This is a genomic window from Brevundimonas sp. CURTG3B2_SDJG (genome assembly GCF_057364705.1).
The window spans coordinates 1-19,572 of the sequence record NZ_JBNFOJ010000003.1 but is presented as its reverse complement, the minus strand read 5'-3'; the positions used below and the strand labels follow the sequence as shown (position 1 = coordinate 19,572).

Annotated in this window: 24 protein-coding genes and 3 pseudogenes; 12 read left to right on the top strand and 15 right to left on the bottom strand. The window is 69.9% G+C overall.

Features of this window, described 5'->3' with window-relative positions; translation table 11 throughout:
- Nucleotides 1-48: 48 nt before the first annotated feature.
- The 3 genes and pseudogenes from fabA to AC2W7C_RS00420 all read right to left on the bottom strand — a co-directional run.
- Entirely contained in the window at nt 49-582 is a 534-nt protein-coding gene (gene fabA, locus AC2W7C_RS00430) for a 3-hydroxyacyl-[acyl-carrier-protein] dehydratase FabA (protein WP_485999671.1), read from the bottom strand.
- Between the two features lie 80 nt (nt 583-662).
- Nucleotides 663-986, bottom strand: a complete 324-nt coding sequence (locus AC2W7C_RS00425) for an SH3 domain-containing protein (protein WP_485999670.1) — start codon at nt 984-986, stop codon at nt 663-665.
- A gap of 35 nt (nt 987-1,021) precedes the next feature.
- A pseudogene (locus AC2W7C_RS00420) lies at nt 1,022-1,150 on the bottom strand (SH3 domain-containing protein); the annotation flags it as partial.
- Nucleotides 1,151-1,286: 136 nt separating this feature from the next.
- Between AC2W7C_RS00420 and AC2W7C_RS00415 the strand changes: the two are divergent.
- From AC2W7C_RS00415 to AC2W7C_RS00405, 3 genes are all read left to right on the top strand, one after another.
- On the top strand, nt 1,287-2,273 hold the full coding sequence (locus AC2W7C_RS00415; protein WP_485999669.1) for a 2-hydroxyacid dehydrogenase: 987 nt from the start codon (nt 1,287-1,289) through the stop codon (nt 2,271-2,273).
- A gap of 66 nt (nt 2,274-2,339) precedes the next feature.
- Nucleotides 2,340-3,251 (top strand): hypothetical protein, encoded by a 912-nt coding sequence (locus AC2W7C_RS00410; protein WP_485999668.1) that lies wholly within the window; start codon nt 2,340-2,342, stop codon nt 3,249-3,251.
- A gap of 457 nt (nt 3,252-3,708) precedes the next feature.
- Nucleotides 3,709-4,365 carry an alpha/beta hydrolase family protein gene (locus AC2W7C_RS00405; RefSeq protein WP_485999667.1) on the top strand — a complete coding sequence of 219 codons (657 nt, stop codon included), beginning with the start codon at nt 3,709-3,711 and terminating at the stop codon, nt 4,363-4,365.
- Here the strand turns inward: AC2W7C_RS00405 and AC2W7C_RS00400 are convergent.
- Together AC2W7C_RS00400 and AC2W7C_RS00395 are read right to left on the bottom strand one after the other, a co-directional pair.
- Nucleotides 4,362-5,108 (bottom strand): annotated as a pseudogene (locus AC2W7C_RS00400) (HesA/MoeB/ThiF family protein). The gene AC2W7C_RS00405 and the pseudogene AC2W7C_RS00400 overlap by 4 nt on opposite strands.
- Nucleotides 5,109-5,267: 159 nt before the next feature.
- The gene (locus tag AC2W7C_RS00395; RefSeq protein WP_485999666.1) at nt 5,268-5,408 is read right to left on the bottom strand and encodes a BLUF domain-containing protein; all 141 of its coding nucleotides are present in this window, start codon (nt 5,406-5,408) and stop codon (nt 5,268-5,270) included.
- Nucleotides 5,409-5,673: 265 nt separating this feature from the next.
- Between AC2W7C_RS00395 and hslV the strand changes: the two genes are divergently transcribed.
- From hslV to AC2W7C_RS00375, 4 genes and pseudogenes are all read left to right on the top strand, one after another.
- A complete protein-coding gene (gene hslV, locus AC2W7C_RS00390; protein WP_485999665.1) occupies nt 5,674-6,231 on the top strand; it encodes an ATP-dependent protease subunit HslV in 558 nt (185 codons plus the stop codon).
- Between the two features lie 85 nt (nt 6,232-6,316).
- The gene (locus AC2W7C_RS00385) at nt 6,317-7,105 is read left to right on the top strand and encodes a DUF4440 domain-containing protein (RefSeq protein ID WP_485999664.1); all 789 of its coding nucleotides are present in this window, start codon (nt 6,317-6,319) and stop codon (nt 7,103-7,105) included.
- 187 nt (nt 7,106-7,292) lie between these two features.
- Entirely contained in the window at nt 7,293-8,594 is a 1,302-nt protein-coding gene (gene hslU / locus AC2W7C_RS00380) for an ATP-dependent protease ATPase subunit HslU (protein WP_485999684.1), read from the top strand.
- 74 nt (nt 8,595-8,668) lie between these two features.
- A pseudogene (locus AC2W7C_RS00375) lies at nt 8,669-9,131 on the top strand (MmcB family DNA repair protein); the annotation flags it as partial.
- On the opposite strand, the gene AC2W7C_RS00370 reads toward AC2W7C_RS00375, so the two are convergent.
- The 7 genes from AC2W7C_RS00370 to rph all read right to left on the bottom strand — a co-directional run bounded on the left by AC2W7C_RS00370 (nt 9,111) and on the right by rph (nt 13,541).
- On the bottom strand, nt 9,111-9,470 hold the full coding sequence (locus tag AC2W7C_RS00370) for a COG3650 family protein (protein ID WP_485999663.1): 360 nt from the start codon (nt 9,468-9,470) through the stop codon (nt 9,111-9,113). The pseudogene AC2W7C_RS00375 and the gene AC2W7C_RS00370 overlap by 21 nt on opposite strands.
- Complete coding sequence (locus AC2W7C_RS00365) at nt 9,461-9,586, bottom strand: hypothetical protein (protein WP_485999662.1); 126 nt, start codon at nt 9,584-9,586, stop codon at nt 9,461-9,463. Before AC2W7C_RS00365 ends, AC2W7C_RS00370 begins: the two co-directional genes overlap by 10 nt.
- Nucleotides 9,587-9,641: 55 nt before the next feature.
- Nucleotides 9,642-10,601 (bottom strand): magnesium transporter CorA family protein, encoded by a 960-nt coding sequence (locus AC2W7C_RS00360; protein WP_485999661.1) that lies wholly within the window; start codon nt 10,599-10,601, stop codon nt 9,642-9,644.
- Between the two features lie 30 nt (nt 10,602-10,631).
- Nucleotides 10,632-11,096, bottom strand: coding sequence for a CHAP domain-containing protein (locus AC2W7C_RS00355; RefSeq protein ID WP_485999660.1), 465 nt, complete (start codon nt 11,094-11,096; stop codon nt 10,632-10,634).
- A gap of 98 nt (nt 11,097-11,194) precedes the next feature.
- Nucleotides 11,195-12,337 carry an acyltransferase family protein gene (locus AC2W7C_RS00350; protein ID WP_485999659.1) on the bottom strand — a complete coding sequence of 381 codons (1,143 nt, stop codon included), beginning with the start codon at nt 12,335-12,337 and terminating at the stop codon, nt 11,195-11,197.
- Nucleotides 12,338-12,372: 35 nt separating this feature from the next.
- On the bottom strand, nt 12,373-12,732 hold the full coding sequence (locus AC2W7C_RS00345; protein WP_485999658.1) for a hypothetical protein: 360 nt from the start codon (nt 12,730-12,732) through the stop codon (nt 12,373-12,375).
- Nucleotides 12,733-12,815: 83 nt separating this feature from the next.
- Nucleotides 12,816-13,541, bottom strand: coding sequence for a ribonuclease PH (gene rph / locus AC2W7C_RS00340; protein WP_485999657.1), 726 nt, complete (start codon nt 13,539-13,541; stop codon nt 12,816-12,818).
- Between the two features lie 46 nt (nt 13,542-13,587).
- Here rph and AC2W7C_RS00335 point away from each other — a divergent pair, with 46 nt between their 5' ends.
- Genes AC2W7C_RS00335 through grpE form a run of 3 tightly spaced genes read left to right on the top strand, consistent with a single transcriptional unit; the run spans nt 13,588 to nt 15,850 of the window.
- Nucleotides 13,588-14,145, top strand: coding sequence for a GNAT family N-acetyltransferase (locus tag AC2W7C_RS00335; RefSeq protein ID WP_485999656.1), 558 nt, complete (start codon nt 13,588-13,590; stop codon nt 14,143-14,145).
- Nucleotides 14,146-14,153: 8 nt separating this feature from the next.
- Complete coding sequence (gene hrcA / locus AC2W7C_RS00330) at nt 14,154-15,230, top strand: heat-inducible transcriptional repressor HrcA (protein ID WP_485999683.1); 1,077 nt, start codon at nt 14,154-14,156, stop codon at nt 15,228-15,230.
- Between the two features lie 32 nt (nt 15,231-15,262).
- On the top strand, nt 15,263-15,850 hold the full coding sequence (gene grpE, locus AC2W7C_RS00325) for a nucleotide exchange factor GrpE (RefSeq protein ID WP_485999682.1): 588 nt from the start codon (nt 15,263-15,265) through the stop codon (nt 15,848-15,850).
- Between the two features lies 1 nt (nt 15,851).
- Here the strand turns inward: grpE and AC2W7C_RS00320 are convergent, their stop codons facing one another.
- Complete coding sequence (locus AC2W7C_RS00320; protein ID WP_485999655.1) at nt 15,852-16,115, bottom strand: winged helix-turn-helix transcriptional regulator; 264 nt, start codon at nt 16,113-16,115, stop codon at nt 15,852-15,854.
- 195 nt (nt 16,116-16,310) lie between these two features.
- Between AC2W7C_RS00320 and AC2W7C_RS00315 the strand changes: the two genes are divergently transcribed.
- Entirely contained in the window at nt 16,311-17,024 is a 714-nt protein-coding gene (locus AC2W7C_RS00315) for a glutathione S-transferase family protein (protein ID WP_485999654.1), read from the top strand.
- A gap of 149 nt (nt 17,025-17,173) precedes the next feature.
- On the opposite strand, the gene AC2W7C_RS00310 is transcribed toward AC2W7C_RS00315, so the two are convergent.
- Together AC2W7C_RS00310 and AC2W7C_RS00305 are read right to left on the bottom strand one after the other, a co-directional pair.
- Complete coding sequence (locus tag AC2W7C_RS00310) at nt 17,174-18,079, bottom strand: dienelactone hydrolase family protein (RefSeq protein WP_485999653.1); 906 nt, start codon at nt 18,077-18,079, stop codon at nt 17,174-17,176.
- A 64-nt stretch (nt 18,080-18,143) separates the two neighbouring features.
- Nucleotides 18,144-18,770: an alpha-ketoglutarate-dependent dioxygenase AlkB gene (locus tag AC2W7C_RS00305; RefSeq protein WP_485999652.1), complete on the bottom strand. Its 627-nt coding sequence runs from the start codon at nt 18,768-18,770 to the stop codon at nt 18,144-18,146.
- Between the two features lie 143 nt (nt 18,771-18,913).
- On the opposite strand from AC2W7C_RS00305, the gene AC2W7C_RS00300 reads away from it, so the two are divergent.
- Nucleotides 18,914-19,387 carry a hypothetical protein gene (locus AC2W7C_RS00300; protein WP_485999651.1) on the top strand — a complete coding sequence of 158 codons (474 nt, stop codon included), beginning with the start codon at nt 18,914-18,916 and terminating at the stop codon, nt 19,385-19,387.
- Nucleotides 19,388-19,572 lie beyond the last annotated feature (185 nt).

Genomic DNA, 19,572 nt, shown 5'->3' with positions numbered 1-19,572 from the left:
AGAACGCTCAGTCGCCGCGTAGACCGCAGTCTGTCTGGATATAGGGGTTCAGTCGCCCTGCGGCTCGGTCGCACCGCCGAACAGGCCGACGCGCATGTCGTTGCAGGTGTAGATGACCTCGCCGTCGGCCTCGAGTACGCCGTCGGCGATGCCCATGACCAGCTTGCGGTTGATGACCCGCTTCAGGTCGATCTTGTAGACGACCTTCTTGATGTCCGGCGTGACCTGGCCGGTGAATTTGACGTCGCCCACGCCCAGGGCGCGGCCGCGGCCCGGGCCGCCGATCCAGCCCAGGTAGAAGCCGACCAGCTGCCACATGGCGTCCAGGCCCAGGCAACCCGGCATGACGGGATCGCCGATGAAGTGGCACTGGAAGAACCAGAGGTCCGGGTGGATATCCAGCTCGGCCTCGACATAGCCCTTGCCGTGGGCGCCCCCGTCCGCGCTGATCCGGGTGATCCGGTCGAACATCAGCATCGGCGGAGCGGGCAGCTGGGCGTTGCCCGGTCCGAACAGCTCGCCGCGGCCCGAGGCCAGCAGGGCCTCGTAATCGAACGAGGACGGATATTTCGATTGGCTCAAGGACGCTCTCCGACGGGTGTTGCCGTCGGGTTACACGAGCCGCCGCAAGGGCTCAAACCTTTTCAGGATCGGGACCGTCGTCAGCCCGCGGCGGCGGCGGACCGCCGACCGAGCCCGGCGGGTCGGTTGGCGTTGCACAGGGCGTGCTGCTGGGCGCCGAAGACCGCCCGTTCGCGGACCCAGCCGCGCAGGCGGCGCACCCGGACCTCGCACCAGCCGTCCTCGCACGCGTCGATCGAGACCAGCGAGCGCGGCGACAGGCGCGCCCGGACCTGAGAAGTCTCGGAGCGCCCGGCGTGGATCGCGATCTCAGCGTCCGAGGCGTTGAAGACGCTGCGGCGGCTGGACACCACGCTGCGGTGAACCCAGGCGACGGCGCGTCGGGGTCGCAGATCTTCCGCCATTCGGTGGTCTCGGCGATGACCTGAACGGGCAGGTTCGACACCTGGTATTCCCATAGGATCCGGTAGTCGAGGCCGGGGCCCTGGCGCGCCCGCACCTCGTCCGATTTCAGCGACAGCCAGCGCGGCACGGGTTGGCCGCTAGGCGTCGGGCGGCCGTCCGGCATGGTGTTCCCGGCGCCAGCGAGCACGGCGGCGCCCATCAGGCCCGCGACGAGCGCGAAACACCGGATTCTGGAGCGAGCTTTGCCAGACACGGACAGGACCATTAAAGCCGGAGGGACGTGCAACCGAAGGCTCCCAATGTCCCCGCCCAGGCTTAAGGTCGTGTTAACCAGGCGCCTGCCGGACGCCGTCGAGACGCGCATGCGCGAGCTGTTCGACGCCGAGCTGAACCTGACCGACCGGCCGATGGACCGGGCCGCGCTGGAGGCGGCGGTGGGCTACGCCGACGTGCTGGTGCCGACCATCACCGACGTCATCGACGCCGGGCTGATCGCCAAGGCGGGCGACCAGCTGAAGATGATCGCCAACTTCGGCGCCGGGGTGGACCATATCGACGTCGACGCGGCCGTCGGGCGCGGCCTGATCGTCACCAACACCCCCGGCGTCCTGACCGAGGACACGGCCGACCTGGCCATGAGCCTGATCCTGGCGGTCAGCCGCCGGATCGTGGAAGGGGCGCGGGTGGTCGAGGAGGGCCGGTTCGAAGGCTGGACCCCGACCTGGATGACCGGCCGCAAGCTGTGGGGCAAGCGGCTGGGGATCGTCGGGATGGGGCGGATCGGCCAGGCCCTGGCGCGCCGGGCCAAGGCCTTCGGGATCCAGGTCCACTACCATAACCGAAAACCCGTCCCGGCCCTGATCGCCGAGGAGCTGGGGGCGACCTACTGGGACGACCTGGACCAGATGCTGCAGCGGATGGATCTGATCTCGCTGAACTGCCCGGCGACGAAGGAGACGCATCACCTGCTGGACGCCGGCGCCTGGCCCGCCTGGCCAGCCCCACGCCCATCCTGTCACACCACGCGCGGCGAGCTGATCGACGAGGCCGCCCTGGCCGAGGCCGTGGCGGGCCGGCGGATCGCCGGGGTCGGGCTGGACGTCTTCGAGCACGAGCCGGCCGTGCATCCCGGCCTGGTCGGCCACGCCAATGTGGTGCTTCTGCCCCACCTGGGATCGGCCACCATCGAGGCCCGTCAGGACATGGGCGATCGGGTCATCGCCAACATCATGACCTTCGCCCGCGGGCACAGACCGCCGGACCGGGTCATTCCCGCGATGCTATGATCCGGACAGCTTGACGGTTGCCCGAGGCTTGGGCTTGGGTCGGTCCGTGAGGGTCAGGGGGCGTGCATGACATCCAAGGTTTCCAAGGCGGCTGGGGCCGCCTTGTCGCGCCGCGGTCTCTTGGCGGGCGCGGGCGCCGTCGCCGGGGCCTGTCTGTTGCGGCCGGTCGTCGCCGCGGCGCGGGCGGCGGTCTATCCCCTCGAAACCTTCTTCACGACGCAGAAGGTCCGCGCGGCTTCGCTGTCGCCGTCCGGATCGCGCATCGCCGTGCTCGAGCAGATCGGCACGGAGGCCGAACCGCTCGGGATCATCGACATCATCCAGGCCGACGATCCTCAGGGACCGCGCATGCGCATCCCGCTGGGGCCGATCCGGGTCGAGGCGATGCAGTGGGGCAACGACGATCGTCTGCTGGTTCGCATCGCAGTCACCCAGACCCTGGACGGGCGCGCGTCGACCGGCTCCAACCTCAGGTCGGGGGATGCGAAGGTCGTGTCCTGGCGAATCCTGTCGGTGCACGCCACGACCGGCGAGCCGGTGATGATGTTCCAGGACCAGCGCGAACGGATGCGGCGCTCGCTGGACATGGGCCAGGTCATCGACCTGCTGCCCGCTGAACACGATCATGTGCTGATGACGGCCTGGGAGCGCGACGGGGTTCTGGGCCTGCATCGGGTGGACATCACCACTGGCTCGGCCGAACTGATCGAGCGTGGAACCAGCGGCACCTACGGCTGGCGAACCCAGAAAGGCGTGCCGGTGATGCGGCACGACATCAACAATCGCGGCACGATGGAGACCGTCTACGCCCGCGCGCCCGACGAGACAGAATGGAAGCTGGTCCGGCGGACGCGGGTGGTCGACGCCCCCGACTTTTCTTGGGTGGGCGAGACCGATCGCCCGGCGTGGTGCTGGTCACCGCCCGGGCCGAGGGCGAGGATCTCGAGAGCGTGCGCGAGATGGACCTGGTCTCGCTGACGCTCGGCGCGCCGCTCAACGGCAAGGCGGGACGGGACGTCCTGTACGGGCTCACGGATTCGGCCGGCCGCTACCTGGGCGCCGCCTACTATGGAGCGCGGCTGGAATACGAGTTCGACGAACCCGCGCTGGCGGCGCATCACCGCGCGCTGAACCGCTTCTTCGACAACGAGTGCGACGTGCACCTGACCGACGTCGATGCGGCCAGGAACCGCTTCATCGCCTATGTGATCGGCCCGCGAGAGCCCGGGGCCTGGTTCTTCTACGACAAGACGGCGCGCGCGATCGTCGCCATCGGCCAAGCCCGTCAGCTGGAGTCCGCGCGCCTTGGCGAGACCGAGGCGTTGCAGGTCCCGACCCGCGACGGAGCCACGATCGAGGCCTATCTGACGGCCCTCCCGGGGGCGCGCCCCGGCCCTTGGTCGTCCTGCCTCACGGAGGCCCTGAACTGCGCGACATGCGAACCTGGGATCGTCAGGTCCAGGTCCTGGCGGCGCAGGGATGGTGGGTGCTGCAACCCAATTTCCGGGGGTCGGGCGGCTACGGCCTGGAGTTCGCGAAGCAGGGTTGGACCCGCTGGGGCGAGCGGATGCAGGACGACATCGAGGACGCCGTGGCTCACGCCGCGACTCTGAAGGGCCTGGACGCCGGCAGGGTCGCCATCATGGGCACCAGTTACGGCGCCTATGCCGCCTTGATGGGTGCGGTGAAGCGTCCCGATCTCTACAAGGCGGCCATCGGCATCTGCGGGGTCTATGACCTGCCGGACGTCCTGGCTTGGGAGGAGCGCGAGGACGACACTTCGGGGAAGCCCATCTACGAGTTCTGGACCAAGCGGATCGGGGATCGCAGGACCATGGGTCCCGCGCTGGAGGCCGCCTCGCCGCGACGCAGGGCGGCCGAGGTGGCGTGTCCGGTGCTGCTGGTGCATGGCGTGGACGACATCATCCTGCCCGTCCAGCAGTCCCGGCGCATGCGCGACGCGCTGCGCGCGGCGGGCAAGACGGTCGAACTGGTCGAGGTCGAGGACGCCGGCCATGGCGATTGGGAGGACGCCAAGGAGCAGGAACTCATGACCCGCTATGTCGCCCTGATCCGGCAGGCCTTCGCCTAGGGCCGCCCCGGGGTGCAGGATGCGCAGTCCGGGTCTGCGGCGACCCGGACCGTGCGGGCCGCTCCCGCCAGGCCGTCGTAGAGCAGCAGCCGGCCCGACAGCGGCTCGCCCGTGGCGGCGACGATCTTGATCGCCTCGAGCGCGGCCATCGCGCCGACCACCCCGGCCAGGGCGCCGATCACGCCCACCCGGGCGCAGGTGTCGGCGTCCGGCGGAGCTTCCGGAACCAGGCAACGATAGCAGGGCCGGCCGTGGAAGACGCCGACCTGTCCGCTCCAGCGCCCAAGAGCCCCTGAAACCAAGGGGATATGCTGGGCCAGGCAGGCGTCGTTCACCGCGAAGCGGGTGTCGAAATCGTCCGTGCCGTCGATGACGACGTCGCAGGCCTCCAGAAGGGCGGCGGCGCTGCCGGCCGTCAGACGCTCTGGACGGGGCTCGATCCGGACGTGCGGATTGAGCGCGGTCAGCGCCTCGGCGCCGGCCTCGACCTTGGGGCGTCCGACATCGGGCGTGGAGAACGTGATCTGGCGCTGGAGGTTGGAGAGGACCACCGCGTCGTCGTCGATCAGCCGAAGTGTCCCGATACCGGCAGCGGCGAGATACAGGGGCGGCGGGCGCGCCGACGCCGCCCAGGCCGACCAGGGCGACGCGCGCCGCCTTCAGCCGCTGCTGCCCGGGTCGCCGACCTCGGCCAGGACCAGCTGGCGCGCATAGCGCTCGATTTCGTCGTCGGAGAAGGTCACGGCCCTCAGTTAGGGCGCGCGGAGCCGAAGGTCACGCGTTCAGGCGGCCTTGCGGAGGTCCAGCAAGGCTTCGGCTTCGTTGGCGGTGAGGCTGGAGATGCCCGACAGCCAGCTGGGCCAGCATGGCGGCGGGGTCGCCGCACAGGCTCATCGGCTCGCTCAGGCGCGCGCGGCGATCAGGGTGTCGCTGAGGATGCGCAGGCCGGTGTGCCGCTTGTCGGCCAGCAGCCGACGCATGAGACGGTCCAGGTCGACGCGTCCGCCCTCCAGGGCCTGCAAGATGTGGCCCCGGTGGAACATGACGCAGCCGAGATGCAATCGCGGCGGTTGTTGGCTTCGGACTCGCCGAGAATCTGAGCGATCGACAGGGTCGAGGTTCCAGTCACGCCGACGGCTTCGCTGGCGTAGATCACGCGGTGAAGCACGTCGCTTCCCTTATATGGCTTGTATGGGGTACAGATTGGCGAAGTAACGGCTTACATTGGTCGGAATATGGCTTCGCCGTATCGTTGTTTTCCAACACCTTCCGCTTGCCGCGCCGCATTTCGGTCTCCATCTGAAACGGATGACTAACGAACACTCCCCCTCTCCCGGCTGGCACGGCACCACCATCCTGGCCGTGCGCAAGGACGGCCGGACCGTCATCGCCGGCGACGGCCAGGTCTCGATGGGGCCGACGATCGTCAAGGGTGCCGCGCGCAAGGTGCGCGTCCTGGCGGGCGGCAAGGTCCTGGCGGGTTTCGCCGGCGCGACCGCCGACGCCTTCACCCTGATCGAGCGCCTGGAGGCGAAACTGGAGCAGTATCCCGACCAGCTGGCGCGCGCCTGCGTCGACCTGGCCAAGGATTGGCGCACGGACCGTTACCTGCGGCGGCTGGAGGCCATGCTGCTGGTGGCCGACCGGAACTCGATCTTCACCGTCACCGGGGTCGGCGACGTGCTGGAGCCGGAGTACGGGGTCGCCGCGGTCGGTTCGGGCGGCAACTACGCCCTGGCGGCGGCCCGGGCGCTGATGGAGAACACCGAGCTGGACGCCGAAACGATCGCCCGTCGGTCGATGGCCCTGGCGGCGGAGATCTGCGTCTACACCAACGGGAATTTGACTGTCGAAACGCTCTCCTAGGGGCGCTATCGCTCGCCGCTTGAGCGCAGAGGGGCGAGGCGGCTTTCCGCGATTTAACGGGACAGCGGGGGCCTTCTGACGCTCCATGGCGGCGGGAGGATTTCCGCATGCGCACGCTCGCCTTCGTCGCGGCCCTGGCGGCCGCCCGTCCGCCCTCGCCCAGCAGCCCGACGCCGCGCCGGTGGTGGCCGCCGAGCGGGCCTTCGCGGCGGATGCGCCGGCCCTGGGCGTCGCCGGCAGCTTCAACAAATGGTCGGTCCCCGAGGCGATCGTGATCGCCGGCGGTCGCGCCCAGTGGATCGGCGAGGTCTATCCCGACGCGCCGAGACCGGCCGACGAGCCGTTGCTGGAGTGGTGGCCGAATTTCGCCGGGATCGCGCGGTCCGGCGACCTGGGCTTCACCACCGGCGGCGTGGCCGTGGGCGGCCGGAGGGCGGGACACTACTTCACCATCTGGACGAAGCAGCCGGACGGTTCCTGGAAATGGGTCTACGACGGCGGCTCGGGCGCCAGCGCGGCCGACGTGCCGGGAACGGAGACGGAGCCGGTGATCCTGGAGCCGGGGCCGGAGGTGTTGATCGCGGCCAGCCGAGACGGCTCGGTTCCGCATGCGGACCCCGACGGGGCCCTGGCCCGGATCAAGGACCTGGAGGCCGACCTGGCCCGGGCGGCGGCGACCGACCAGAAGGCCGCGCACCTGGCCGTCCTGGCCGACAACGGACGCCTGTATGTGGCGCCCCTGGCGCCCGCGATCGGGGCGGGACGCCTTCGCCGCGGCGCTGAACGGCTGGCCGGCGACATTCCGGTTCGGGCCGACCGAGGGCGGCGGTCAGTCGCGCTACGGCGATCTGGTCTGGACCTACGGACCGGCTGAGTGGGAGCGCGACGGACAGGCGCGGACCGGCCACTATGTGCGTCTGTGGCAACGACAGGAAGACGGCTTCCGGATCGTGCTGGCCCAGCTGATCCCGGCTCCGCCGCTCGCGCCTGCCCCCGCCCCGGACCCCCTGCGACGCCGCCGCCCCCTCCCGCCGGGGGCTGAAGCGCCCTATCTGCGCAGCATGACCGATCTGTCTCCCCGCGAAATCGTCTCCGAACTGGACCGCTTCATCGTCGGCCAGGACGACGCCAAGCGCGCCGTCGCCGTCGCCCTGAGAAACCGCTGGCGCCGCAAGCGCGTGCCCGAGGACCTGCGCGACGAGGTGACGCCTAAGAACATCCTGATGATCGGACCGACCGGCGTGGGCAAGACCGAGATCGCCCGGCGTCTGGCCCGTCTGGCCGGCTCGCCCTTCCTGAAGGTCGAGGCCACTAAATTCACCGAGGTGGGCTACGTCGGACGCGACGTCGACCAGATCATGCGCGACCTGGTCGAGGCCGCCCTGGTCATGGTGCGCGACAAACGTCGGTCCGGGGTCAAGGCCCGGGCGGAGGGGCAGGCGGAGGAACGCATCCTGGACGCCCTGGTCGGGCCGGGATCGCAGCCGGCGACCCGCGAGGCCTTCCGCAAGAAGCTGCGGGCCGGCGAACTGGACGACAAGGAGGTCGAGATCCAGCTGGCCGACACCAGCTCTCCGATGCAGGGCCTGGACCTGCCCGGGGGCGGCAACGTCGGGATGATCAACCTGTCCGAAATGCTGGGCAAGCTGGGCGGCGGACGGACAAAGACGGTCAAGCTGGCGGTCCGCGACGCGGTCGGCCCGCTGACGACCGAAGAAAGCGACAAGCTGCTGGATCAGGAAAGCCTGACCAACGAAGCCCTGCTGCTGGCCGAGAACGAGGGCATCGTCTTCATCGACGAAATCGACAAGGTGGCGGCCCGGTCGGAAGCGCGCGGCGCCGACGTCTCCAGAGAGGGCGTGCAGCGCGATCTGCTGCCGCTGATCGAGGGCACGACGGTGTCGACCAAGTATGGGCCCGTGAAGTCCGACCACGTGCTGTTCGTCGCCTCAGGCGCCTTCCACGTGGCCAAGCCGTCGGACCTGCTGCCCGAGCTCCAGGGGCGTCTGCCGATCCGGGTGGAGCTGAAGGCCCTGACCCGCGACGACTTCGTGCGCATCCTGACCGAGCCCGAGGCCAATCTGATCCGCCAGAACCAGGCGCTGCTGGCGACCGAGGACGTGACGCTGACCTTCACCCCCGACGCGGTGGAGGCCATGGCCGACGCGGCGGTGGCCGCCAACGCCTCGGTCGAGAACATCGGCGCACGCCGGCTGCAGACGGTGTTGGAGCGAGTCCTGGAGGAGACCAGCTTCAAGGCTTCCGACCTCGCCGGCCAGACGGTCGCCTTCGATGGCGACAAGGTCCGCGAGCGCATCGGCGACCTGGCTAAGAACGCGGACCTGAGCCGGTACATCCTCTAGGCGGGCGTTCCTCCCCCTTCCCTGAAGGGGAGGAACGCCTTGCGTTGGGAACACACCGAGAACATAACTCGCCCATGCCCGCCGCCGTCCTCGAGATCGACCTCGTCTTCAGCCGCCCGGAGACCACGCTTTCCGTGACGCGGGGCGCCGCGCGCTGATGGTCGATCTGGGATACGCGCCCCTGCTAGAAGTGGGGCTGCCCAACGGACGGCGCGCCGACGTCATGGCCCTGGGGCCGCGCGGCGAGATCGTCATCTGCGAGGTGAAGTCCGGCATCGAGGACTATCGCGTCGATCGGAAATGGGGCGAGTATGGCCCGTTCTGCGACGCCTTCTATTTCGCGGTCGCGCCCGAGTTTCCACAGGACGTCCTGTCGGCGGAGCCAGGCCTGATCGTGGCCGACGGCTTCGGCGGGGCGGTGGTGCGCGACGCGCCCCTGACGCCGCTGGCGCCCGCGCGTCGCAAGGCGCTGACCATCGCCTTCGGGCGGCTGGCCGCCCTGCGCGGCCTCAGGGATCAGCCCGCCGGCTGAGCCTTCTCGACCACCGGCCCGCTTTCGCCGGCGGTCATGATGGCGGCGGTCGAGGCGGCGCAGCCCGACAGCTCTTCCTCGCCGACCTTGACCCGCGCCGTCAGCGGATAGGTCCGGTCGCTCATGCCGTCCGAACACTCGGTGGCGGCCAGCATGATGGCGATGTCCGTGCCCGAAGCCGTGGTCGCGTCATAGGTGGCGACGGTGCCCTGGATCAGGGGCTTGGGCTGGGGCGCGCGCTGCTCCGGCCGATCGACGCCGGAATAGATCAACTCCGTCCCGTTCAGCTCGATGGCCCAGAACGGTTCGGTGCCCAGGACACGGACCGGCTTGGTCAGGTCCACGCCGGCCAGGACTGGCGCGGGTTCGCCGGGGCCGGCGGCTCGGCGGGTTCGCCGGTCTCGGACGAGCAGGCCGAAAGGGTCAGGGCGGATATGGCGGCGAGGGCGATCAGACGCATGGGGCGCTCCATGGGGCGGACCGGCAAAAAGCCCTCGCGGACCTTCCGGGTCAAGTCAGAGCCAGCCTTTCCGCTTGAACCACAGCAGCGGCAGGACCGCCGAAACGACCATGGCCGCGACGGCCAGCGGATAGCCGGCCATCCAGTGAAGCTCGGGCATGTGGTCGAAATTCATCCCGTAGATCGAGGCGATCAGGGTCGGCGGCAGGAAGGCGACCGCCGCCACCGAGAAGATCTTGATGATCGAGGACTGCTCGATGTTGATCAGACCCAGCGCGGCCGAAAGCTGGAAATTGATCGAGGCGGCGGTGGCCTGGTTGTGGGCGACCAGGCTTTCGGCGTCGCGGCTGAGCGAGCGCAGATGGGCGCGGGCCTCGCCGGTGTCGACCCGCTCGTCGATGCCGACGAAGGCGAAGATGCGGACCAGGCCGGCCAGGCTCTGCTCGATGCGGGTGTTGGCGATCTGAGCGCGGCCCAGCTTGGTCAGCAGCTTCTCGAAGCCGACCGTCTTGCCGGGCGAGAAGACGTGGATCGCGATCGCTTCGACCCGGGTGACGTTCTTGGACAGGATGTCCGAGGCGCGGTCGATGACCGCCTCCATCAGGTTCAGGAACATGTCGACGCCGGACCCGCATAGGTGCGGCTCGCGCTCCAGCTTCTCGGCCATCATGGCGAACGGCTTGGGGTCGGCGTAACGGATCGTCACCAGGGGGCCGGGGGTGAGAATGAAGGTCACCGGATCGACGCTGGGAATCTCCTCGTCGCCATGGGTGATGATGTCGGCGGTGACGTAGGTCGCGCCGCCCTCGCGATAGATCCGGCTGGAGGCTTCCAGCTCGGCCATCTCCTCGCGGGTCGGGATCGACAGACCCAGCGCGGCCTCGAGGGCCAGGTCCTCGTCCTTGCTGGGTTGAATCAGGTCGATCCAGACGGCGTCGACCGGCAAGGCGATGCGTCCGTTCTCGACGGTCAGGGGCTCATGGGTCGTGCGACCGGCGCGGTGGACGCGGATCACGAGCGGTCCCCGGGCTGCGGGGAGGCGGCCTCAGGGCTGGCCGGGCAGGGTCCCGACCGAAGCCATCTGCAGGCCTTCGGACGGCGTCTGCGGGGCTTTGTAGATGAAGCCGTAGGTCGGATAGACGGTCGTGCCCAGGTCATGGATCGGGTTGTACCAGACCTTCACGGCGGTCCAATCGCCGTTGTCGGACACGTCCACGACGGTGACGTTCTCCTCGACCTTGCCGCGGCTGCCGCCCCAGTTGGCGTGGGTCACGCGGATGACCCGGTCGGTCAGAACTTCGGAGACGACGGCCACATGGCCCAGCCGCATGCGTCCGCTGGACTGGAAGGCGAGGACGGATCCGACCTGCGGGCGCTCGCCGGTGCTGAAGCGGCCCTGGGCCTGGCGCCACCAAGTGTGGGCGTCGCCGAAGATCTCGATGCCCGAGAACATGCGGGCGAAGGTCACGCACTGCCAGTACGGCTCGTCGGCCTTTGCGGTCGGAGCCATGGCTCCGACCGCGAAAATCCCGAGGGTCGCCGCAACCGCGGCGGCTTGGAGCCGTTTCATCATGCTGGCGTGCTTCCCGACCTGCCTCGGACTCAGCCTTAGACGATAGTTTTGGAGGGTTGAAGAACCCTTTCAGGCGAGTCGGTGTGCGCTTTCGTCGCGGTTCCAGCTGAGCCGTTTCGCGCCGCCAGGCCCCTCAAAGCCTTGCGGGCCGGGCGTTCGACCAGGTGGTAGGTGAGCATGGCGGCGACCGGAATCGCGGCGACCACGGCCAGCCACACAATCACGTGAAATCGCTTGTCATCCGCCCCGGTCACGCGCGCGGCGACGTTGGTTGAGACCAGAAGCGCGGGCGCGCAGACCATGTAGATCGAGTAGCTGATCTCGCCTAGATAGACCCCGGCCTTGGAGCCCAGGACGCCGGCGCGGGCGTTGGGCAGCGCGCCCAGGCCCAGGATCAGGCCGCCGGCGCAGAGCACGGTGATCGGATCCCACAGGCCCAGCGAGGCGCTGACCAGGACGGCCAGGCCGCTGACCAGAGCGACGGGTCCGGCGAAGGGGATCGGCCCCCGGCGGTGGACCAGGTAGAGCGCGCAGCCCAGCAGGAAGCAGGGCACGATGCGCAGTGCGCCCCAGCGGAAGGTGGCCTCGGTCAGCGAGAAGCCCGCCAGCCGCTCGAAGGCCGTGTACAGGCTCAGGGCGAAGACGGCGGCCAAGGCGACGGCGAGGACCGGCCGGTCGCGCATCCGCCAGACGACGAAGGCGAAGACCGGGAAGGTCAGATAGGCGAACCATTCCGCCGAGATGGACCAGGACGGATGATTGAAGGCCGAGATCGGCGCCAGGCCCCAGGCGTGGGTCATCGTCAGATGGGCCGGCAGGGAGCGCCAGTCGGTCAGGCTGGGGTCGATGTCCAGGCCCGCGACCGTGCCGGCGACGCCCAGGGCGATCATGCCGAACAGGGTGACCAGGTGCAACGGATAGACCCGCGCGATCCGGGCCCACAGGAAGCCGCGATGCGAGTACCGCTTCTCGCCGGCCGCCTCCAGATACACATGGCTGAGGATGAAGCCCGACAGGACGAAGAAGACCTCGACGCCCAGATACCCCTTGCTGATCGCCACCGGCGTGAAGCCGACCGCCAGGTGCGGCCAGGCCGTGTAGAGCACGACCCAGGCGGCCGCGAGGAAGCGCAGCGTGGTGAGCGCGCGAAGATCGGGGGGTGTGGTCACGGGCGTCATGCCCGCGACGATACAACCCTAACGTCTGGAAACCGTTAAGCGGCGCACTCGGCCGGCTTGGTCTCGCCGGGCTTGTAGGCGGCGCAGGCGCGATCGATCTCGTCCTGGATCAGTTGGCAGGGGTTTTCTGGATTGCACGGCGGGTGGCTGGCGGTGCTGACGGCCATGCATCGTCTCACCAGCTCCATCGCCCCGTCCGACCCCTGATCGAGGGTGCAGGAGGTCGAGCTGGCCTCCGTCGGGGCGACGGCCTCCTCCTGCGGCGGGGCGTCGGCCGGCATCATCGGTTCCTGGGCGGCGGCTTCGGCGGAGGGAGCCTTGTCGGCCGGCGTCTCGGCCGGAGGACTGCAGGCGGCCAGGGCGAGAACGGCGGTCAGGAGGATCGGCAGGCGCATGGGGTCGTCTCCGCTGAGCTTCGGCGGCGGACGATGCCCGGTTTCGGCTAACGATGAAACCCCGGTCGCCCGGCGGGCGAGGGTCAGCGTCCCAGGGCGGCCCGCTGCAGGGCGAACAGCTCGGCGCAGCCGCCTTCCGCCAGCTGGAACAGCCGTTCGAATTCCGCCCGGGAGAAGCCGCGCTTCTCGCCCGTGGCCTGGATCTCGACGATGCTCCCGGAGCCGGTCAGGACGAAATTGCTGTCGGCCTCGGCCGAGGAATCCTCCTCGTAGTCCAGGTCCAGCACCGGCTGGTCGTTGCAGACACCGCAGCTGATCGCGGCGACCTGGTCCAGGATGGGGTCGGTCTTCAGCACGCCCTCGGCGCGCAGGTAGTCGAACGCCGAGGCCATGGCGACCCAGGCGCCGGTGATGGCCGCGGTGCGCGTGCCGCCGTCGGCCTGGACCACGTCGCAGTCCAGCACCACCTGGCGCTCGCCCAGCGCCTTCAGATCGACCACGGCGCGAAGGCTGCGGCCGATCAGGCGCTGAATCTCCTGGGTGCGGCCGCTCTGCTTGCCTGAGGCGGCCTCGCGCCGGCCGCGGGTGTGGGTGGCGCGGGGCAGCATGCCGTATTCGGCCGTCACCCAGCCGGACCCCTTGTTGCGCATCCAGCCGGGGACATTGTCCTCGACCGAGGCGGTGACCAGCACCTTGGTGTGGCCGAACGTCACCAGGCACGAGCCCTCGGCGTAGCGGTTCACGCCGGTTTCCAGCGTCACCTTGCGGAGTTGGTCGGGCGCGCGTTCGGAAGGGCGGGCTGTGGTCATGGGGAGGGTCCTTGGAAGCGGTCGCCGGGCTGCTTATCCTGAAACCATGAGCCTGTCCCCCGCCTCATCGCCCGGCGCCGTCGTCCTGCGGCCCGCGACGCTGGACGACGTTCCGACCCTTGAGGCCTGGGACCGGGAACCGCACGTGATCGCCTGCTCCAGCGACCGGCCGGACCTGGAGGTCGCCTTCGACGGGATCGAATGGGCCGAGGAACTGGCCGAGCGCTCGGATGTGAGCTTCTACCGGATTGCCGAGGTCGACGGCCGTCCGATCGGCGTCATGCAGGTCTGCGACCCCCATCTGGAGCCGACGCATTATTGGGGCGAGATCGAACCGAACCTGCGGGCCATGGACATCTGGATCGGGCCGCCGGACGCGCTGAACAGGGGATACGGCGCCCAGATGATGACCCAGGCGATCGACGCCGCCTTCGCTGAGCCGGCCGTGACCGCCATCGTCATCGACCCGCTGAACACCAATACGGACGCGCACCGGTTCTATCGCCGGCTGGGCTTTCGCGAGGTGGCCCGGCGGATGTTCGACGAGGATGACTGCCTGGTGATGCGGCTGGAGCGCGCCGACTGGGAAGGGCGGTCGCGGTGACGCCGTCGCTGCTCACGCCTTCGGGCCTCGAAGCCGGCGGGCTGGCCGGGCTCGACCAGCGCGCCCGCGACATCTTCCGGCGCATCGTCGAAAGCTATCTGCAGAGCGGAGAGCCGGTCGGCTCGCGCACCCTGTCGCTGTCCGGGGTGTCGCTGTCGCCGGCGTCGATCCGCAACACCATGCAGGACCTGACGCTGGCCGGCCTGCTGGCGTCGCCCTACACCTCGGCCGGGCGCATCCCGACGCACGCGGGCCTGCGCCTGTTCGTCGACGGCCTGCTGGAGATCGGCGACGTCGGCGCCGAGGAGCGCCGCGAGATCGATGCCCGGCTGGCCGGCCGCGGTCGCAGTTTCGAAGAAGCGCTGAACGAAGCCTCGTCCCTGCTGTCGGGCCTGGCGGGCGGCGCCAGCATCGTCGCCAGCCCGGTCAGGGACGCCGGCGTGAAGCACGTCGAGTTCGTCGCCCTGGGTCACGACCAGGCGCTGGCCGTTCTGGTCGGCGACGACGGCTCGGTCGAGAACCGGCTGATGCCGCTGAAGGCCGGGGTCACTCCCTCGACCCTGACCGAGGCCTCCAACTTCCTGAACGCGCGCCTGAAGGGCCGGCCGCTGCACGAGGCGCGCACCGAGATGCGCACCGAACTGGACGCCGCGCGGCGCGAGCTGGACGCCGCGGCGGCGCGTCTGGTCGAGGACGGCCTGGCCGCCTGGTCGGGCGGGGCGGAGCGCGAGCGGGCGCTGATCGTGCGCGGCCGCGCCAATCTGTTGCAGGACCGGGAGGCGGTCGAGGATCTGGAGAAGGTCCGCGTCCTGTTCGACGACCTGGAGCAAAAGGAGCAGCTGATCGGCCTGCTGGACGGCGTGTCCGCGGCCCAGGGCGTGCGCATCTTCATCGGCGCGGAAACGCGGCTGTTCTCACTTTCCGGTTCCGCCGTGATCGCGGCGCCCTATATGAGCGGCCGACAGCGGGTTCTGGGCGCCATCGGCGTCATCGGCCCCGCGCGACTGAACTATGCCCGAGTGATCCCGTTGGTGGACTACACCGCCCGGGTGCTGGGCCGGATGCTGGACGGACAAGAGACGTGAACGATACGCCCGAATACGAAGATCCGAACGAACTGGACGCCGACATCGGCGAGGCCGAGATCGAGGGCGGCCAGGACGACGGCCTGGACCCCATCGACGCCCTGATCGCCGAGCGCGACCAGTGGAAGGACCGCGCGCTCCGCGCCGTGGCCGAGGCCGAGAACACCAAGCGCCGCGCCGAGGCCCAGAACAACGACGCTCGGGCTTACGCCATCCAGAAGTTCGCCCGCGACCTGTTGGGCGTGGCCGACAACCTGGAGCGGGCGCTGCAGGCGGCGCCCAAGAACGCCGATGCGGGCGAACAGGGCCTGGTCACCGGCCTGGAGCTGACCCAGAAGTCCCTGCTGCAGGCGTTCGAGGCCAACAATCTCAAGCGGGTCGCGCCCGAACCGGGCGAGGCCTTCGACCCTCACCTGCACCAGGCGATGATGGAGCAGCCGTCCGACACCGTGCAGGGTGGCCAGGTGATCCAGACGCTTCAGGCCGGCTACGCCCTGTTCGGTCGCACGGTGCGGCCGGCGATGGTCGTGGTCGCCGCCAAGGGATCGGGCGCGGCGGCGGGCAACGCGGCCTATGCGGCGGCCCAGGCCACCGGCGGCAATTTCGACGGCAAGGCCTGATCTAGGCCGCGTCCTTCAGGATGGGGCGGGGCGATCGCTCCGCCGCCGTCTCCTCCCACCAATCGCCCAAAGCGTCGATCAGCGGGACCAGCTTCAGCCCGGCCGACGTCAGGTCGTAGTCGACCCGGCGCGGATAGCCTTCATGATCTGTGCGCCGGACGATCCCGGCCTCCTCCAGCTTGCGCAGCTCCAGGGCCAGCATGCGATGCGACACCGTGGGATTGTCGCGCCTGAGGTCGCCGAACCGCCGGGGCCCATCCTTCAATAGTAGAGCAGCAGGGTCGGCCAGCGGCCGCTGAGCACCCGCATGGTCTCCTCGATCGGGCAGGCCGAGACGACGTCCTTCATGGTTCGGGTCCGTTCTGGTTACAAAAAAGTGCGTAATTTACAGTGGGGAGCCGCGTCCCCAGGTTCCAGTCTCGCTGCGCGGCGTAGTCCTCGAAACTACGGAAAAGACACAATGGAACCGATCCTCCTCTACGGCTTCCCGGCCGGCGCCTCCATGGGCCTGGTGGCCGCCTTCGAATGGCTGGGCCAGCCCTACCGCCTGAGCCGCGTCGACATGCTGGGCGAGATGCGCGACCCGTCCTACGCCCGCATCAACCCGCGCCACGAGACCCCGGCCCTGATCACCGACCAGGGCCGGCCGCTGACCGAAACCATGGCCATCGCGGCCTATCTCGAGGCGCGCGACGTCGACCGCCGGATCAGCTTTGACCCCGGCTCGCCCGAAGCCGACCGGATGCATCAGCTGATGGGTTTCCTGAACACCGGCTTCACCGGCGCCTTCACGCCTCTGTGGATCGCGCTCGAGTTGGAAGAGCCCGATCCGGACTATGGGGCCGCCCTGCGCCGCCTTGGCCGCGAGCGGGTGATCGAGCGGCACGACAAGTTCGAACAGATGGTCGGCGACGGCCCGTATCTGGTCGGCGACCGGCCGACCCTGGCCGACGCCCTTCTGGCCGGGGTGGCGCGCTGGCTGGACTATCACGAGGTCGCCGACCTCGCCCGCTGGCCGAAGCTGGAGGCGATCCGCCGGCGGATCGAGGCCGATCCGGCGGTGCGGTTCGCCGCGGCGCTGGAGGAGGGCGAGACCCCGACCGGCTCGGGCGCGCTGAAGGGCCATCTCCCCCTGGCGGAGGTGATCGAACGCTTCGGGACGGCTCCGACCTAGGTTCGATCCGACTTCGTCATTCCCGGCCTTGTGGCGGGAATCCATGATCTCGTTGTCCTGCGACTCTTGAGCGATCGCGAGGTCATGGATGGCCGGCACAAGGCCGGCCATGACGCGTGAAAACCAACGGAACTTGCTGGAACGAAGACCTAGCCCTTCAGGTGCTGGTCGAAGAAGGCCAGCAGCCGGCGCCAGCCGTCGGCGGCGTCGTCGGAGCGGTAGCTGTCGCGATAGTCCGCGTGGAATGCGTGCGGCGCGTCCGGATAGACGTGGATCGAACTCTGCGTCTGGCCGGCGCGCTGCAGACCGGCCCGCATGGCCTCGACGCTGGGGAGGGGAATGCCCCGGTCCTGCCCGCCGTACAGGCCCAGAACCGGGCATTTCAGGTCGTCCGCCAGATCGACCGGCCAGGGCTGGCCGGCGGCGGTCTGTTCAGCGGTGGCGTCGGCCATCGGCGCCAGGCGGCCGTACCAGGCGACGCCGGCGTCCAGCACCGCGAAGCGGGCGCAGGCCTGCCACACCACCTTGCCGCCCCAGCAGAAGCCGGTGATCCCGATCTTCCCGGCGTCGGCCCAGAGCTGTTGGCTGACCCAGTCCAGGGCGGCGGAGACGTCGCCCATCACCTGCTCGTAGCCGGCCGCGGCGACGATCTGCTGGACCCGTTGCATGTCCTCCAGACCCGCGGGGTCCTCCACGCGGTTGAAGAAGGCGGGGGCGACGGCGGCGTACCCGGCCTTGGCCAGGCGGCGGCAGACGTCGCGGATGTATTCGTGCACGCCGAAGATCTCGGAGATGACGATCACCACCGGGAAGGGCCCGTCGCCGGCGGGGCGCGCGACGTAGGCCGGCAGGCTGAAGCCGTCGGGGGCGGGGTAGGTCACGTTCTCGGCGGCCAGGCCCTCGACGCCGGTGGCGATGGGGCTCGCCTGGGCGGCCAGCGCGGCGGGTGCGTAGCCGGCGAAGAACAGGCCGCCGGCCGCCGCCGTCGCCAGGGCGCGGCGGCTCAGGCGGACGTCGTCCGGCTCGGGTCCTTCGGGGCGGATCAGCGTCGGCATCGGCGGGACCTCCGGATCGGAAAAGCGGACACTGGCCGGGCCGCCCGGCGCCGTCGAGTCACGTTTACCGTGAGGCTGACAAGGCCCGCCGAAGGGTCAGGTTGATGCGTCCGCCGCCCGGGATCAGCGTCGAGGATCCAGGGATCAGCCGGTCGATCCCGTGCCGGGCCAGCCGCGCCGGGCCGGTCAGGGCGCAGACGTCGCCGGAGGCCAGCCGGACGGTCTTCGTCGCCCCGCCCCCGGCCGGACCGACCCGGAACAGGGCCGTGTCGCCCAGCGAGACGGACAGGACCGGCGCGGTCAGGTCGGCCTCGTCGCGGTCCTGGTGCAGACCCATCTTCGCGCCCTCGCGGTACAGATTGACCAGGCAGGCGTCCGGCGGCCCGGGCCAGCCCGTCAGGTCGCGCCAGAGGTCCAGCAGCGTCGCGGGGATCGGGGGCCAGGCCGCGCCCGTTTCAGGATGGGTCGCCTGGTAGCGGTAGCCGGTCCGGTCCGACACCCATCCGACCGCTCCCAGGTTGGTCATCTCCACCGAGAAGGGCCGCCCGCCCGGTGTCACGGGCCGATAGAAGGGCGCGCGTTCCACCGCCGCCAGGACCTCGGCCAGCAGACCGGTCTGGGCCTCGACTGGCAAGGCGCGGGGCCACCAGCGGAAGCCGGGCACGCCGGTGTCGATCTCTTGCGCAGGCATGACGGCGATGTAGGCCGTCGGCTAGGGTCGCGCCATGTCCCGTTTCGTCCTCGCGCCGGTCGCCCTCGCCCTGCTGGCTCTGGCCGCTTGCGAAGGCTCGGGCGAAAGCCGCAGGGCGCCGGCCCCGAGGCGAGCTGACGACGGTGGGCTCGACCGGCGCCGGGGTGATCCAGGCGCCGAACGGAAGCATGAGCCTGGCCGTGCGCGAGGATGGCGGCCCCGCCCTGGTGTTGAGCGCCGGCTTTCTGAGGCGGGCGCGGGTGGCGGAGGTCGCCCTGCCGGTCGAAGTTTCCTGGTCGCCGGACTCGCGCCGCTTCCTGGTCAACGACGGCGCCCGTCTGCGTCTCTGGAACCTCGATCGCCAGGGGGCGGCCGTCGAGAGCCCCGTCACGCGGGAGGCGGCGATCGGAGTTCTGGCCCGGCGGAACGGCTGCGCCCCGCTTTCGTCCCAGGCCGTCGCGACCCGAGGAACCGCCTGGGGTGACGACGGTCGGCTGGTCTTCGTCGCCGTCCGCGGCCTCGCCGGGCCGTGCGCCTTCGACCGGGTGCGTGAGCTGTCGGTCCTGGTCGAGGTCGAGACCGGCCGGGTGGAGGGCTCCGGCGTAACGACGCCTTAAGTGGATGCGGACAGGATGGGCGCATGGATCGTCGCGCCCTTCTCGGCCTCGCCGCCGTCGCCACCGCAGCGGCCTCCCCCGCGGCCGCCTCGGGCGGAAGCGGCGGGTCGGGCCAGGCCAGCTATCTTCGCCTGCGACCATCACGGCCAATGTCCGCCGCCCCCGGTGGGGCGCTCGGCGTCATG

What these genes read in the sequence shown, in the direction of transcription:
- AC2W7C_RS00310 (WP_485999653.1), bottom strand. Translation starts at nt 18,079, where the DNA reads ATGCCGACGCTGATCCGCCCCGAAGGACCCGAGCCGGACGACGTCCGC.
- AC2W7C_RS00365 (WP_485999662.1), bottom strand. Translation starts at nt 9,586, where the DNA reads ATGCGTCTGATCGCCCTCGCCGCCATATCCGCCCTGACCCTTTCGGCC.
- AC2W7C_RS00405 (WP_485999667.1), top strand. Translation starts at nt 3,709, where the DNA reads ATGCGAACCTGGGATCGTCAGGTCCAGGTCCTGGCGGCGCAGGGATGG.
- AC2W7C_RS00315 (WP_485999654.1), top strand. Translation starts at nt 16,311, where the DNA reads ATGGAACCGATCCTCCTCTACGGCTTCCCGGCCGGCGCCTCCATGGGC.
- AC2W7C_RS00305 (WP_485999652.1), bottom strand. Translation starts at nt 18,770, where the DNA reads ATGCCTGCGCAAGAGATCGACACCGGCGTGCCCGGCTTCCGCTGGTGG.
- AC2W7C_RS00385 (WP_485999664.1), top strand. Translation starts at nt 6,317, where the DNA reads ATGGCGGCGGGAGGATTTCCGCATGCGCACGCTCGCCTTCGTCGCGGC.
- AC2W7C_RS00335 (WP_485999656.1), top strand. Translation starts at nt 13,588, where the DNA reads ATGAGCCTGTCCCCCGCCTCATCGCCCGGCGCCGTCGTCCTGCGGCCC.
- AC2W7C_RS00425 (WP_485999670.1), bottom strand. Translation starts at nt 986, where the DNA reads ATGGCGGAAGATCTGCGACCCCGACGCGCCGTCGCCTGGGTTCACCGC.
- AC2W7C_RS00350 (WP_485999659.1), bottom strand. Translation starts at nt 12,337, where the DNA reads ATGACGCCCGTGACCACACCCCCCGATCTTCGCGCGCTCACCACGCTG.
- AC2W7C_RS00395 (WP_485999666.1), bottom strand. Translation starts at nt 5,408, where the DNA reads ATGTTCCACCGGGGCCACATCTTGCAGGCCCTGGAGGGCGGACGCGTC.
- hslV (WP_485999665.1), top strand. Translation starts at nt 5,674, where the DNA reads ATGACTAACGAACACTCCCCCTCTCCCGGCTGGCACGGCACCACCATC.
- hslU (WP_485999684.1), top strand. Translation starts at nt 7,293, where the DNA reads ATGACCGATCTGTCTCCCCGCGAAATCGTCTCCGAACTGGACCGCTTC.
- AC2W7C_RS00410 (WP_485999668.1), top strand. Translation starts at nt 2,340, where the DNA reads ATGACATCCAAGGTTTCCAAGGCGGCTGGGGCCGCCTTGTCGCGCCGC.
- rph (WP_485999657.1), bottom strand. Translation starts at nt 13,541, where the DNA reads ATGACCACAGCCCGCCCTTCCGAACGCGCGCCCGACCAACTCCGCAAG.
- AC2W7C_RS00415 (WP_485999669.1), top strand. Translation starts at nt 1,287, where the DNA reads ATGTCCCCGCCCAGGCTTAAGGTCGTGTTAACCAGGCGCCTGCCGGAC.
- AC2W7C_RS00345 (WP_485999658.1), bottom strand. Translation starts at nt 12,732, where the DNA reads ATGCGCCTGCCGATCCTCCTGACCGCCGTTCTCGCCCTGGCCGCCTGC.
- AC2W7C_RS00355 (WP_485999660.1), bottom strand. Translation starts at nt 11,096, where the DNA reads ATGGCTCCGACCGCAAAGGCCGACGAGCCGTACTGGCAGTGCGTGACC.